At 71.7% G+C, this 13,018-nt stretch carries 16 protein-coding genes; 12 read left to right on the forward strand and 4 right to left on the reverse strand.

Going from position 1 to position 13,018, the window contains the following annotated elements:
- Positions 1 to 81 precede the first annotated feature (81 nt).
- Positions 82 to 648: a NifU family protein gene (locus tag ASG32_RS03305; RefSeq protein ID WP_056522571.1), complete on the reverse strand. Its 567-nt coding sequence runs from the start codon at positions 646 to 648 to the stop codon at positions 82 to 84.
- 190 nt (positions 649 to 838) lie between these two features.
- Between ASG32_RS03305 and ASG32_RS03310 the strand changes: the two genes are divergently transcribed.
- The 4 genes from ASG32_RS03310 (at position 839) to ASG32_RS03325 (ending at position 3,057) form a co-directional block, all read left to right on the forward strand.
- A complete protein-coding gene (locus ASG32_RS03310; RefSeq protein WP_056522717.1) occupies positions 839 to 1,306 on the forward strand; it encodes a hypothetical protein in 468 nt (155 codons plus the stop codon).
- Positions 1,307 to 1,415: 109 nt separating this feature from the next.
- Complete coding sequence (locus ASG32_RS03315; protein ID WP_056522574.1) at positions 1,416 to 1,841, forward strand: DUF2934 domain-containing protein; 426 nt, start codon at positions 1,416 to 1,418, stop codon at positions 1,839 to 1,841.
- Positions 1,842 to 1,995: 154 nt separating this feature from the next.
- Positions 1,996 to 2,661, forward strand: coding sequence for an HAD family hydrolase (locus ASG32_RS03320; protein ID WP_056522577.1), 666 nt, complete (start codon positions 1,996 to 1,998; stop codon positions 2,659 to 2,661).
- Between the two features lie 189 nt (positions 2,662 to 2,850).
- A complete protein-coding gene (locus ASG32_RS03325; protein WP_056522580.1) occupies positions 2,851 to 3,057 on the forward strand; it encodes a hypothetical protein in 207 nt (68 codons plus the stop codon).
- Positions 3,058 to 3,072: 15 nt separating this feature from the next.
- Here ASG32_RS03325 and ASG32_RS03330 read toward each other — a convergent pair whose 3' ends face one another.
- The 3 genes from ASG32_RS03330 to ASG32_RS03340 all read right to left on the reverse strand — a co-directional run bounded on the left by ASG32_RS03330 (position 3,073) and on the right by ASG32_RS03340 (position 4,322).
- Entirely contained in the window at positions 3,073 to 3,360 is a 288-nt protein-coding gene (locus tag ASG32_RS03330) for a hypothetical protein (protein WP_056522583.1), read from the reverse strand.
- A 104-nt stretch (positions 3,361 to 3,464) separates the two neighbouring features.
- Entirely contained in the window at positions 3,465 to 3,770 is a 306-nt protein-coding gene (locus tag ASG32_RS03335) for a hypothetical protein (protein WP_056522588.1), read from the reverse strand.
- A 171-nt stretch (positions 3,771 to 3,941) separates the two neighbouring features.
- Positions 3,942 to 4,322, reverse strand: coding sequence for a DUF6481 family protein (locus tag ASG32_RS03340; protein WP_020093455.1), 381 nt, complete (start codon positions 4,320 to 4,322; stop codon positions 3,942 to 3,944).
- A 767-nt stretch (positions 4,323 to 5,089) separates the two neighbouring features.
- Between ASG32_RS03340 and ASG32_RS03345 the strand changes: the two genes are divergently transcribed.
- The 8 genes from ASG32_RS03345 to ASG32_RS03380 all read left to right on the forward strand — a co-directional run bounded on the left by ASG32_RS03345 (position 5,090) and on the right by ASG32_RS03380 (position 12,941).
- Positions 5,090 to 5,284: a DUF4089 domain-containing protein gene (locus tag ASG32_RS03345; RefSeq protein WP_020093454.1), complete on the forward strand. Its 195-nt coding sequence runs from the start codon at positions 5,090 to 5,092 to the stop codon at positions 5,282 to 5,284.
- Positions 5,281 to 6,681, forward strand: a complete 1,401-nt coding sequence (locus tag ASG32_RS03350) for an AtzE family amidohydrolase (RefSeq protein WP_056522591.1) — start codon at positions 5,281 to 5,283, stop codon at positions 6,679 to 6,681. Before ASG32_RS03345 ends, ASG32_RS03350 begins: the two co-directional genes overlap by 4 nt.
- The gene (gene hpxZ / locus ASG32_RS03355) at positions 6,678 to 7,061 is read left to right on the forward strand and encodes an oxalurate catabolism protein HpxZ (protein WP_056522594.1); all 384 of its coding nucleotides are present in this window, start codon (positions 6,678 to 6,680) and stop codon (positions 7,059 to 7,061) included. Before ASG32_RS03350 ends, hpxZ begins: the two co-directional genes overlap by 4 nt.
- A gap of 107 nt (positions 7,062 to 7,168) precedes the next feature.
- Positions 7,169 to 8,791 carry an ABC transporter substrate-binding protein gene (locus ASG32_RS03360; RefSeq protein ID WP_056522598.1) on the forward strand — a complete coding sequence of 541 codons (1,623 nt, stop codon included), beginning with the start codon at positions 7,169 to 7,171 and terminating at the stop codon, positions 8,789 to 8,791.
- A 160-nt stretch (positions 8,792 to 8,951) separates the two neighbouring features.
- A complete protein-coding gene (locus ASG32_RS03365) occupies positions 8,952 to 9,905 on the forward strand; it encodes an ABC transporter permease (RefSeq protein ID WP_056522601.1) in 954 nt (317 codons plus the stop codon).
- Positions 9,906 to 9,919: 14 nt separating this feature from the next.
- The gene (locus ASG32_RS03370) at positions 9,920 to 10,855 is read left to right on the forward strand and encodes an ABC transporter permease (protein WP_056522605.1); all 936 of its coding nucleotides are present in this window, start codon (positions 9,920 to 9,922) and stop codon (positions 10,853 to 10,855) included.
- Complete coding sequence (locus ASG32_RS03375; RefSeq protein ID WP_056522610.1) at positions 10,852 to 11,907, forward strand: ABC transporter ATP-binding protein; 1,056 nt, start codon at positions 10,852 to 10,854, stop codon at positions 11,905 to 11,907. The genes ASG32_RS03370 and ASG32_RS03375 overlap by 4 nt, the downstream gene beginning before the upstream one ends.
- An 8-nt stretch (positions 11,908 to 11,915) precedes the next feature.
- Positions 11,916 to 12,941 carry an ABC transporter ATP-binding protein gene (locus tag ASG32_RS03380; RefSeq protein WP_082557727.1) on the forward strand — a complete coding sequence of 342 codons (1,026 nt, stop codon included), beginning with the start codon at positions 11,916 to 11,918 and terminating at the stop codon, positions 12,939 to 12,941.
- Positions 12,942 to 13,018 lie beyond the last annotated feature (77 nt).

Raw genomic sequence — 13,018 nt, forward strand, 5'->3', positions numbered from 1 at the left:
CGAAGGCGGGAGCCGGTGGGCAGCCGATGGCCGTTCCGGCCCTCCGGCGTGCCGCCCGCACCGCGGCGCGGGCGCAAATCCTCAGATCGCCTGGACCTCGCGGATCTCCGGCAGGAAGTGCCGGAACAGGTTCTGCACGCCGTGCCGCAGGGTCGCCGTGGAGGACGGGCAGCCTGAGCAGGCCCCCTTCATCTCCAGATAGACCACGCCCTCCTTGTAGCCGCGGAAGGTGATGTCGCCGCCGTCGCCCGCCACCGCCGGGCGCACCCGGGTCTCGAGCAGGTCCTTGATGGTCACGACGGTGTCGTGGTCCGCCTCGTCGTAGAACTCATCGCCCGGCTCGATCTCGCCGTGGCCGCCCTCGGCCATCACGGGCGCGCCGGACTGGAAGTGCTCCATGATCGCGCCGAGCATCGCCGGCTTGACCTGCGCCCAGTCCGAGCCGTCCTCGGCCTTGGTCACCGAGATGAAATCGTGGCCGAAATAGACGCCCGCCACGCCCGGGACGGTGAACAGCGCCGCGGCCAGGGGCGAGCGGGCGGCGGCCTCGGCGTCCCGCGCCTCGAAGGTCGATTCCGCCAGCACGACGCGGCCGGGCAGGAACTTCAGGGTGGCCGGGTTCGGCGTGGCTTCGGTCTGGATGAACATGGTGGCGATACTCCGCTGCGCCGGTTCAAAGCCGGCCGGGACAGGCGCCGCGAGGCGCCGCCTCCCATGTGGACCGGCGATCGGATTTTCTCAACCTGTCGCCCGGTCCCGCCGGCGCGCGAGAGTGGACATTCGGCCGACGGCGCGACAGGACGAACGCCGTCGAACGCCAGAGGAGCCGGCAGTGGACATGACCGCGGACCAGACCCTCGCGCAGGATTTGCTGAAGGATCTGCGCGAGGCCCAAGCCAAGCTGGACGCGGCGCGCGCGGAAGCGGCCTCGCTCAAGGTGCTGCTCGCGTTGCGCACGCATCAGCACGACCAGGCTTGGCAGGAGGGACAGCGCCTCGCCGCGGCGCTCGCGGAGGCGCAGACCCGCGCGGAGGCGGCCACGACCGCGCGGACCGAGACGCAGGTGGACGCGCAGGCGAACGCGGCCGCGTCCGAAGCCGCCGCGATGGCCGACGAGCGCACCGAGGCGGTCCGGATCGTCCTGGGCGCGGTCCTCGCCAGCATCGGACACCGGGCCCTCGACCGGCGGCGCTTCCAGGACCTGATCGCCCGGGCCGGCCGCGAGGCGCCGGATCAGGGTCCGGGCGCGGCCCGGCACGCCGTGCTGCTGACCGAGGCGCGGCGGGTGCTGGGGATCGCCCAGTAGGGCGGCCCGAAGCGCGCGCGCACCGCGACCGGTCGCCGGCGGCAGGGTTAACCGACGCTTAACCCGGCTCTCCCATCGTCGTCCCCGGGACGGACAGGAGATCGACCGCATGCTGATCAGCGAGCACCACGTGCGCGAGTGCGCCTACTACATCTGGGAGAACGAGGGCCGGATTCACGGGCACGCTGCGGCCCACTGGATCCGCGCCGAGTCCGAGCTGCGCGCGAACGCGATGCTCGCGGCCGCCGCGTCCGAGACGGTCGAGGCCGCCAAGCCCGTCGAGGCCGCCGCGAAGGCCGCGCCGGTGAAGACCGCCGCCAAGCCGGTCGCCAAGACCGCTGCCACCAAGACCGCCATTGCCAAGCCCGCCGCTGCCAAGCCCGCCGCGTCGAAGACCGCCGCTGCCAAGCCCGCGGCCGTGAAGGCCGCCGCGAAGCCGGCGGCCCCGAAGCCCGCCCGCGCCTCCAAGGCCGCGGTGACCGCCGGCCTCGCCGCCAAGGCGAAGCCTGCCCGGACCCCGGCCTCGATGCACTGAAGGGTCGGCGCCGCGGCGCCACCACGGCCTCTCCCGGAGCCCGCCCCTCGCGCAGGGGCGGGCTTCCGTCGTTCGTGGGCCCGGCGCGGAACAGGCCGGGCGCCGGCAGGTTGTCCGGCCTGATGCGGGCGCAGGGCTCCGCGACGGGGCTGCGATGCGCGCGGTGATCTTCGACATCGACGGGACGCTGCTCGACAGCGTCGACCTGCATGCCCGCGCCTGGGTGGAGGCCTTCGCGCATTTCGGCGTGCAGACCGGCTTCGCCGAAGTCCGCCGGCAGATCGGCAAGGGCGGCGACGAGCTGATGCCGGTCTTCCTGTCGGAGGAGCGGATCGCGCGGGAGGGCGAGACCATCGAGGCCTACCGCTCCGACTTGTTCAAACGGCGCTACCTGTCCGAGGTCCGGCCGTTCCCGGGTGTCCGGCCGCTGTTCGAGCACATCCGCTCCGCCGCGCTGAAGATCGCGCTCGCCTCGTCGGGCAAGCGCTCCGAGGTCGAGCACTACACCGAGATCCTAAAGATCGGAGACCTCGTCGACGTCGCCACGAGCTCGGACGACGCGGACCGGTCCAAGCCGCACCCCGACATCTTCGAGGCCGCCCTGGCGAAGCTCGACGGCGTCCCGCCCGACGCGATCATCGTCGTCGGCGACACCCCCTACGACGCCGAGGCCGCCGCGAAGGCGGGCCTGCGCACCGTCGGCCTCCTCTGCGGCGGCTTTCCGGAGGCGGACCTGAGGGCGGCCGGCTGCGCGGCGATCTATCGGGACCCCGAGGATCTGCTCCACCGATTCGCGGAGTCGCCGCTGGCGGGCGGCTGAGCGCCGGCCCGGCAAGCGGATTCCGCGGCGGGTCCGGCGTCGTCCACACATTCCCGCCACGCTGTTGCAGCGCGGTGACGCGGAGCGATGCCGGCTACGTATTCACGCGAAAAGGACTGGTGCCCGTCGATCGAAAGGCGTAGCGACCCGCCCGCCAATCTGGACTCCTTCGAAGGACGAGCGCCTCGCATGCCCCAGACTCACCAGGCCGGCCCGGCACCGCGCTTCGTACCGGTCGCCAAGTCGCTGCCGGAGCAGATCGCCGACGCGGTCGAGAGCCGGTCGACCCCGCTCAGCCAGCTGCTCCGCCTGATGGCCGCCCTCGATGCCGAAGGCGGGCACGAGGCCCTGCGGCTGCGGCTCCGCGCCCGGATCGGCGCGCCGCTCGACGCCTGACCCCCGCGTCGCGGGTCAATGCCGCCGGTGCCGATGGCGCCGGCCACCCCGCTTCGCCGCCGGTGCGGCCGCTTTCGCGACGCGGTCCATGCAGGCGAAGTAGATCCGGCGCCCGATCTCCTCGAGTTCGAGACCCTGCGGGTTGGGCGCCGAGAACACCTTCGCGCGGGCCTCGTTGCGGCAGGCCGCGTCCTCCGCGCTCCGGATCGGCGGCTCCGCGCGGGCGGCCCCGCCGGCCAGGGCCGAGACGATCCAGGTCGCTGCCACGATCGATACGCGCGTGCTTGCCAGGGTACTCGGCATACTGACGTTCGGACCTCACTAGCTCAGGACACAGATAGAGCGTCTCGATCACCCGTGAAGCTTGGTCAGAGTGCGGGCTCCGGCAATAATCGACAGCCTTCGCGTCAGGGCACGATCCAGCGGCACGGCCCCCCGCCGGCGACGGTCAGGCACTCGTAGGGCGCCCCGCCGATCAGGGCCCGCTGCTCCACGGTGCCGATGGCGCCGCGCGGGATCCGCCGACAGCCGGCCTCCGAGGGAGCGGGGCCACCGCTGCCCGAGGCCGCGTCGATCCGCCGGGCGGCGATCAGCGTCTCGCAGGCCATCACCGAGTCCGCCCCCTGTGCGCGGGCCGTCCGGGGCGCGACGGCGAAGGGCAGCGCGGCGAGGACGAGGACCACGGGGAGAACCAGTCGGGATCGGGACAGCATCGCGGCCTCGGCTGCCCGCGCCGGACGGGCGCGTCGCGGTTCGGCCGCCCTCAACGCGTTGCCGCGCGCGTTGGTTGCCGGGTGCGGACACGCTCCCCCGAACGCGACGACGCCCGCCTTGCGGGCGGGCGTCGTGGGCGTCCGAAGCTCGGGTGAGCCGACGGCCTGCGCTCAGCGCTTGGTCTTGACCTTCGCCTTGCGGGCCGCGTAGCGCGCGTCGCGCTGGGCCTTCTTGGCGGCCAGGTCGGCCGACTTGCGCTCCTGCGCGGCGGCCAGCTCGGCGGCCTCGCGGGCGATCTGGGCGGCGAGTTCCGCCTCCTCCCGCTGACGCTTCTCCTCGGCGGCCTTCCGCTCGGCGGCGATCCGGGCGGCCTCGCGCTCGCGGGAGCGCTCCTCGCGGGCCTTGGCGACCTCGGCGCGGGCCTTCGCCTTGGCGATCACCTCGGGGTCGTCGGACGGGGGGCGCGCCTTGAACTTGGCCAGCAGGGCGGCCTTGGCGTTCTGCGAGTTCTGGCGACGGTCGTCGAAATTCCTGTAGTCGAATGCGCTCATCTGACCTTTCTCAGTTGGGTACGTCTCGCGTGTCGCGGGGACATCCGGCGGGGCCGGGCACGTACGGAGTCTGCAGGTTCCGACGCCATCCCCGCGCCCCGGAACCGCACCGATCCACCGGCTGTACCGATGGTCCGACCCGAGCGTTCGGCCTGCGTCTGAACGCTCGGGTCGGACCATTGTTCGAAGATCGCAGAGCCCTTAATCAGAGCTTCACGCGAGATGCAATCGGCGAGACCTGCGCAGGCAGCCGGTCCGGCGACAATCCCGGCCCACTCTGTAAGAGTTTCGACCCGCGGTGCGGAAATACCTCAGGCCGGCAGCCGGCAGGGGCTTCGGTGCTCGACAGGTGGGCGCGCATCCATCCCCTGGACTTGCCTGCCAGCCCAAGATGGGTCGCGCGCCGGGCGAAGACAAGATTCGTGTTCGCCCGGCGCCCGTCGCGCAGCTGTACGCTGGACGGACCTATACTTCTATCACAAAGCAGACCTGCAAAATCGACAGCGTATTCGTTGCCGGACCTTCGATCCCGCGATGGGTCGCGATTCTGCTCCGGCGCGCGGGCGTGCCCAGAAACGGTCCTCCCGCCGCCGCCTAATTCTTGTGCACGCGGATCGGAGCGCATCGAATCCATCGCCAGCACGTCCCTGCCTGCCTATGATCTAGGCACGCAGGCGCGCCGGTTCGCGGCACTGCGCGCGGGCTCGCGGCACAGGGCCTGCTTGCCGCGATCGATCGCGTCCCGCGCGATCGGCCTGAGGAGTTCCATGTCCGAGACCCGCCCCCCGTACGATCCCGAGAGCTACGCCGCGGCCGCGGCGGCCCTCCTCGGCCTGACCCTCGACCCCGCGTGGATCGCCCCGGTGACCGCGAATCTGCGCGTCCTGGCCGCGGCGGCCGAGCTGGTGGAGGCCTTCCCGCTCGCCGACGAGATCGACGCGGCCCCGAGGTTCGAAGCGTGAGCGCGAGCGATCCCTCGACGGCAACGGCGATCGCCGCAGCGATCGCCGATGGCCGGACCACCGCGCGGCAGGCCGTCACGGCGGCGCTCGACCGGATCGGGCGCCTCGACGACAAGGTCGGCGCCTTCACCGACGTGCTGTCCGCCCGCGCCCTGGCCCGGGCCGACGCGCAGGACGCGGCGCGCCGCGACGGGGCGTCGCCGGGCCCGCTGGCCGGCGTGCCGTTCGCGGTGAAGAACCTGATCGACATCGACGGCCTGCCGACCCGCGCCGGATCGAAGATCAACCGGGAGCGGCCGCCGGCCGAGCGGGACGGCGCCCTGGTCCGGCGCCTGGAGGCCGCGGGGGCGATCCTCGTCGGCGCCCTCAACATGGGCGAGTACGCCTACGACTTCACCGGCGAGAACATCCACGACGGCGACGCCCACAACCCGCACGCCCTGGATCACATGACCGGCGGCTCGTCGGGCGGCTCGGGCGCGGCCGTCGCCGCCGGGATGGTGCCGCTCACGCTGGGCTCGGACACGAACGGCTCGATCCGCGTCCCCGCCGCGTTCTGCGGCTGCTACGGCCTCAAGCCGACCTACGGCCGGCTGACCCGCGCGGGGAGCTTTCCCTTCGTGGGCAGCCTCGACCACCTCGGGCCGATGGCCCGGAGCGTGACCGATCTCGCGCTCGCCTACGACGCCATGCAGGGCCCCGATCCGGACGATCCGGTGGCGACGCTCCGCCCGGCGGAGCCGGTCCTGCCGCGGCTCGAGGCTGGGATCGACGGCCTGCGCGTCGCGGTGGCCGGCGGCCATTTCGCCCGCAACGGCGATCCGGAAGCCTTCGCGGCGGTGGCGCGCGCCGCCGAGGCGCTCGGCGCGCGGCGCACCGTCGAGCTGCCGGAGGCTCACCGCGCCCGCGCGGCCGCCTACCTGATCACCGCCGCGGAGGGCGCCACGCTCCACCTCGACCGTCTCCGCACCCGGCCGCAGGATTTCGACCCGGCGGTGCGCGACCGGCTGATCGCCGGGGCGATGATCCCGGCGCCCCACGTGGAGCGGGCGCAGCGGTTCCGCCGCTGGTACCGGGCGCGGGTGCTGGAGCTGTTCGAGACCGTCGACGTGATCCTGGCCCCGGCCACGCCCTGCCGCGCGCCGAGGGGCGGCCAGACCCACTTCGTCCTCGACGGCGTGACGCTGCCGGTGCGCGCCAATATCGGGGTGTTCACGCAGCCGATCTCCTTCATCGGCCTCCCGGTCGTGGCGGCGCCGGTTCGGCTGGACGCCGGATTGCCGCTGGGGGTCCAGATCATCGCCGCCCCCTGGCGCGAGGATCTCGTCCTGCGCGCGGCGCGCTATCTCGAACGGACCGGCGTCAGCACGGCGCCCATCGCGGAGCTTGCCCGATGATCATCGACGATCCCGCCGTGAAGGCCGAGGTCGAGGCCGCGTTCCGGGCCTACGAGACGGCGCTCACCACCAACGACGTCCCGACCCTGGAGGCGCTGTTCCGGGACGATCCGCTGACCATCCGCTACGGGATCGGCGAGAACCTCTACGGCATGGACGCGATCCGCGCCTTCCGCCGGGCCCGCTCCCCGGTGGGCCTGGAGCGGACCCTGGCGCGGACGCAGATCACCACCTACGGGCGCGACTTCGCCACCGCGATGACGCTGTTCACCCGCGCCAGCGCGCCGGAGAAGATCGGTCGCCAGAGCCAGACCTGGGCGCGCTTTCCGGAGGGCTGGCGGGTGGTCGCAGCCCACGTGAGTCTGATCGACGCGGACTAGCCGCGGAGCGGCCCGCGCCCCGGCGGGGGCGTGTGGCCGCGGGCTTGCATACGGTCGAGCGTATTCCGCGCCGTCTGGCGCGGACCAACGCGAGTACCCGACCCAAGATGCTGTCCTGTCTGAGAAAACTCGGCGCCCGTGCCGCGCTGGCCGGCGCCCTGGCGCTCTCCGCGAGCACCGCTGCCCTCGCGCAGGGGACGCTGCGGATCGGCATGACCGCCTCCGACATCCCGCTGACCACCGGCCAGACCGACAACGGCGGCGAGGGTATGCGGTTCATGGGCTACACGGTCTATGACGGCCTCATCAACTGGGACCTGTCGAGCGCCGAGCTGGCCTCCGACCTCGTGCCGGGGCTCGCCACCAGCTGGGGCGTCGACGCCACCGACAAGACCAAGTGGACCTTCAAGCTCCGCCCGGGCGTGAAATTCCACGACGGCTCGGACTTCACCGCCGACGCGGTGGTCTGGAACCTCGACAAGCTCCTGAAGGCCGACGCGCCGCAATACGACCCGCGCCAGTCCGCGCAGGGCAAGACCCGCATCCCGGCGGTCGCGAGCTACCGGGTGGTCGACCCGCTGACCGTCGAGATCACCACCAAGGCCCCCGACGCGACGCTGCCCTACCAGATCGCCTGGATCATGATGTCGTCGCCGGCCCAGTGGGAGAAGCTCGGCAAGTCCTGGGACGCCTTCGCCAAGCAGCCCTCGGGCACCGGCCCGTGGAAGCTGACCCTGTTCGCCCCGCGCGAGCGCGCCGAGATGGTCCCCTTCAAGGAGTACTGGGACAAGGACCGCGTGCCGAAGCTCGACAAGCTCGTGCTGATCCCGCTGCCGGAGGCCAACGCCCGGACGGCCGCCCTGCGCTCCGGTCAGGTCGACTGGATCGAGGCGCCGGCGCCGGACGCCGTGGCCTCGCTCAAGAGCGCCGGCTTCACCATCGTCACCAACGCCTACCCGCATAACTGGACGTGGCACCTGTCGCGCGTCGAGGGCTCGCCCTGGAACGACATCCGCGTCCGCAAGGCCGCGAACCTCGCCATCGACCGCGAGGGCCTGAAGGAGCTGCTCGGCGGCCTCGCGATCCCCGCCAAGGGCTTCATGCCGCCCGGCCACCAGTGGTTCGGCCACCCGACCTTCGACATCAAGTACGACCCGGAGGCCGCCAAGAAGCTGCTGGCCGAGGCGGGTTACAGCGCGGCCAAGCCCCTGAAGCTCAAGGTCGCGATCTCGGCCTCGGGCTCGGGCCAGATGCAGCCGCTGCCGATGAACGAGTTCGTCCAGCAGAACCTCGCCGACGTGGGCATCCAGGTCGATTACGAGGTCGTGGAGTGGAACACGCTGATCAACATCTGGCGGGCCGGGGCCAAGGCCGACATCTCGCGCGGCGTCTCGGCGATCAACTACTCCTACTTCATCCAGGACCCCTTCACCGGCTTCATCCGGCACCTGCAGTGCAACTTCGCCCCGCCGAACGGTACGAACTGGGGCTATTACTGTGACCCGGCGATGGACAAGCTGTTCGATCAGGTCCGCAACACCTTCGACAAGGCCGAGCAGACGAAGGTCCTGGAGAAGGTCCACGAGAAGTACGTCGACGACGCGCTGTTCATCATGATCACGCACGACGTCAATCCGCGCGCGATGAGCCCCAAGGTGAAGGGCTTCGTCCAGGCGCAGAACTGGTTCCAGGACTTCTCGAAGATTACGATGGCGACCGCGGGGCGGTAGCGTAAAGGGGCGCCTCTCTCCTCCCCCTTGTGGGGAGGAGCCGGAGGTGGGGGTGGTGCAGGATAGGGCGTTGCGGTGCCTCCTGAACCACCCCCACCCCTGACCCCTCCCCACAAGGGGGAGGGGAATAGTCTCGGCTGAGTCGACAACAGGCCCTTGAATGCTGCTCTACATCCTCAAACGGCTGGTCTACGTGACGCCCGTGGCGTTCGGGGTCAGCGTCGTCTGCTTCCTCCTCGTCCACCTCGCGCCGGGCGATCCCCTGAGCGCGGTCCTGCCCGCCGACGCCACCCAGGCCACCATCGACGAGATGCGGGCCGCCTACGGCTTCGATAAGCCGCTGCCGGTCCAGTACCTGATCTGGCTCTGGCACGTGCTGCACGGCGATCTCGGCACCTCGATCGCCACCGGCCGGCCGGTGCTCGGCGAGGTCAGCCGCGCCGTGGTGAACTCGCTGATCCTGGCCTCGGTGGCGACCGTGATCGGCTTCACCTTCGGCACCCTGTTCGGCTTCGTGGCGGGCTATCACCGCAACTCCCTGGCCGACCGGGCCGCCTCGGCCGTGTCGGTCTTCGGCGTGAGCGTGCCGCACTACTGGCTCGGCATGGTCCTGGTGATCGTGTTCTCGGCCAATCTCGGCTGGCTGCCGCCCACCGGGGCCGGGCCCGACGGCTCCGGCAACTGGCGGCCCGACTTCGAGCACCTGCGCTACCTGATCCTGCCGGCCATCACGATGTCGGTGATCCCGATGGGCATCATCGCCCGCACGGTCCGGGCGCTGGTGGCCGACATCCTGTCCCAGGACTTCGTCGAGGCCCTGCGCGCAAAGGGCATGGACGAGCGCGGCGTGTTCCGCCACGTCGTGCGCAACGCCGCCCCGACCGCGCTCGCCATCATGGGCCTGCAGCTCGGCTACCTGCTCGGCGGCTCGATCCTGGTCGAGACCGTGTTCGCGTGGCCGGGCACCGGCTTCCTTCTCAACGCCGCGATCTTCCAGCGCGACCTGCCCCTGCTCCAAGGCTCGATCCTCGTGCTGGCGATGTTCTTCGTGCTCCTCAACCTGCTGGTGGACGTGATGCAGACCGCCCTCGACCCGCGCATCGAGCGCGCTTGAGCCGGAGCCCGACGATGACCGTTCCCGTCACCGCGGCCTCCGTGGCCCTCGACGGCGGCGTCCTCGCCGCCGAGGACGTGACCCACGGGCCCGAGGCCGCCTTCGCCCCGTCGCGGGGCTTCTGGGGCCATGTCGGCCACCGGCTCGTGCGCGACCCCGTCGCCATGGGCGCGGGCGCCGTGATCCTGATCGTCGTGCTGATCGCGATCCTCTCGCCCTGGATCACCCCGATGGACCCCTACAAGGGCTCCATGCTGCGCCGCCTCAGGCACGTCGGCGACGCCACCTACTGGCTCGGATCCGACGAGCTCGGCCGCGACATGATCAGCCGGCTGATGCTGGGCTCGCGGCTGTCGCTGTTCATCGGCGTCACGCCGGTGCTGATCGCCTTCGTGATCGGCTCCGCGATCGGGATCCTCGCCGGCTACGTCGGCGGCTGGACCAACACGATCCTGATGCGCACCATCGACGTGTTCTTCGCCTTCCCGTCGGTGCTGCTGGCGATCGCGCTGTCCGGGGCGCTCGGCGCCGGCATCTTCAACTCGATCGTGTCGCTGACCTGCGTGTTCGTGCCCCAGATCGCCCGCGTCGCCGAGAGCGTCACCACGGGCATCCGCAAGCGCGACTACATCGACGCCGCCAAGCTGTCGGGCGCCTCGGCCCTGACGATCATGCGCGTGCAGGTGCTCGGCAACGTCGTCGGGCCGATCTTCGTCTACGCGACCAGCCTGATCTCGGTCTCGATGATCCTGGCCTCCGGCCTCTCGTTCCTCGGCCTCGGCGTGCGCCCGCCCGAGCCCGAATGGGGCCTGATGCTCAACACCCTGCGCACCGCGATCTACGTCAATCCGGTCGTGGCCGCCCTCCCGGGCGTCTGCATCTTCCTCGTCTCGATCGCCTTCAACCTGTTCTCGGACGGGCTCCGGTCCGCCATGGAGATTCGCCAGTGAGCGTCATCCCGGACGCCCCCGACCCGTTCGCCCGCGACCGCGGCGGACCCGGCCAGCCGCTCCTGTCGGTCTCGGGCCTCGTCAAGCACTTCCCGGTCCGCAAGGCCGGGGGCAAGAAGCAGGTCGTCCGCGCGGTCGACGGCGTCGATTTCGACGTCCTGAAGGGCGAGACGCTCGGCATCGTCGGCGAGTCCGGCTGCGGGAAGTCGACGACCGCCAAGCTGCTCATGGGCCTGATCGAGCGCGATGCCGGCACGATGCTGTACGACGGCCAGCCGGTCGGCGAGCGCGCCATGCCGTGGAGGTCCTACCGGCGCCAGGCCCAGATGGTGTTCCAGGACAGCTACGCGTCCCTCAACCCGCGCATGACCGTCGAGCAGTCGATCGCCTTCGGCCCGAAGGTCAACGGCGTGCCCGCCCGCGAGGCGGTGGAGCGCGCCCGCGGGCTGCTCGCCCGGGTCGGGCTGGAGCCGAAGCGCTTCGCCGGCCGCTACCCGCACGAGATCTCCGGCGGCCAGCGCCAGCGGGTGAACATCGCCCGCTCGCTCGCCCTGGAGCCGCGGCTGGTGCTCCTCGACGAGGCGGTCTCGGCGCTGGACAAGTCGGTGGAGGCGCAGGTCCTGAACCTTCTCCTCGACCTCAAGGCCGAGTTCGGCCTGACCTACATCTTCATCAGCCACGACCTGAACGTCGTGCGCTTCATCTCCGACCGGGTGATGGTGATGTATCTCGGCCGGGTCTCCGAGATCGGCCCGTCCGACACGGTGCTCGACGCGCCGGCGCACCCCTACACCGAGGCGCTGCTCGCCTCGATGCCGTCGCTCGATCCCGACAACCGCACTCAGGCGGCGCTGCTCGCGGGCGACCCGCCGAACCCGATCGACCCGCCGTCGGGCTGTCGCTTCCACCCGCGCTGCGCCCTGGCGGAGGACGTCTGCGGCCGGACGGAGCCTCCGCTCGACACGATCCGGCCGCTGCACCGCGTCGCCTGCCTCGCCCGCCAGCCGGGTTCCGGCCATTCCGCGGCGCCCGCGGGCGCGCTGGCAGCATGAGCACCCCGATGTCCGGTTCAGAACCCGCGGTCGCCCTCAGGGACCTGCGCGTCGCCTTCGGCAAGGTGCAGGTCGTCGACGGCGTCGACCTGAGCCTGGAGCGCGGTCAGGCGCTGGCGCTCATCGGCGAGTCCGGCTCCGGCAAGAGCGTCACCCTGCGGGCGATCCTGCGGCTGTTCCCGGAGGGGCGCAGCCGGATCGAGGGCGGCATCCGGGCCGCCGGCAAGGACGTGCAGGCGCTGACCCGGCGCCAGCTCGCCGATTTCCGCGGCGGCGACGTCTCGATGATCTTCCAAGAGCCGCTGCTCGCCTTCGACCCGGTCTACACGGTCGGCCGGCAGATCACCGAGGCGATCCTGCGCCACGAGACGATCTCCAAGGACGCGGCGCGGAAGCGGGCGCTCGCCCTGTTCGAGCGGGTGCGGATCCCGAGCCCGGAGCGGCGGCTCGACAACTACCCGCACGAGATGTCGGGGGGCATGCGCCAGCGGGCCATGATCGCGCTGGCGCTGGCCTGCCGGCCGCAGGTCCTGCTCGCCGACGAGCCGACCACGGCGCTCGACGCCACGGTGCAGATCCAGGTGCTGCTGCTGCTCCGCGAGCTGCAGCGCGACCTCGGCCTGTCGATCGTGATCGTCACGCACGATCTCGGCGCGGCGGTCGAGGTCGCCGACCGGATCGCCGTGATGTACGCGGGCAAGATCGTCGAGACCGGCACGGCGCATCAGGTGGTGCTGAACCCGCACCACCCCTACACGATCGGCCTGCTGCGCAGCCGGGCCGAGGGGGCGCTGTCCAAGGGCTCCCGGCTCCAGACGATCCCCGGCAGCCCGCCCGACCTCGCCAACCGCCCGCCGGGCTGCCCGTTCGCGCCGCGCTGCTTCCTGGCCGAGGAAAGCTGCCGCCGGGAGATGCCGCCGGTCGTCGAGATCGCCCCCGGCCACCGCGTCGCCTGCTGGCGGACCGAGGAGGCCTCGGCGGCCTACCGGGCCGGCCCGACCCCGGTGCGCGCCGCCGAGCCGGTCCCGGCCTGACCTCGACGCCCCCGCGCCGAGGCTTTATCCGGCTCGGCGCGGTCCCGCGGCGGCGGACCGCGTCCGAACCGGCCGCG

This window comes from Methylobacterium sp. Leaf361 (assembly GCF_001424445.1).
Classification (GTDB): domain Bacteria; phylum Pseudomonadota; class Alphaproteobacteria; order Rhizobiales; family Beijerinckiaceae; genus Methylobacterium.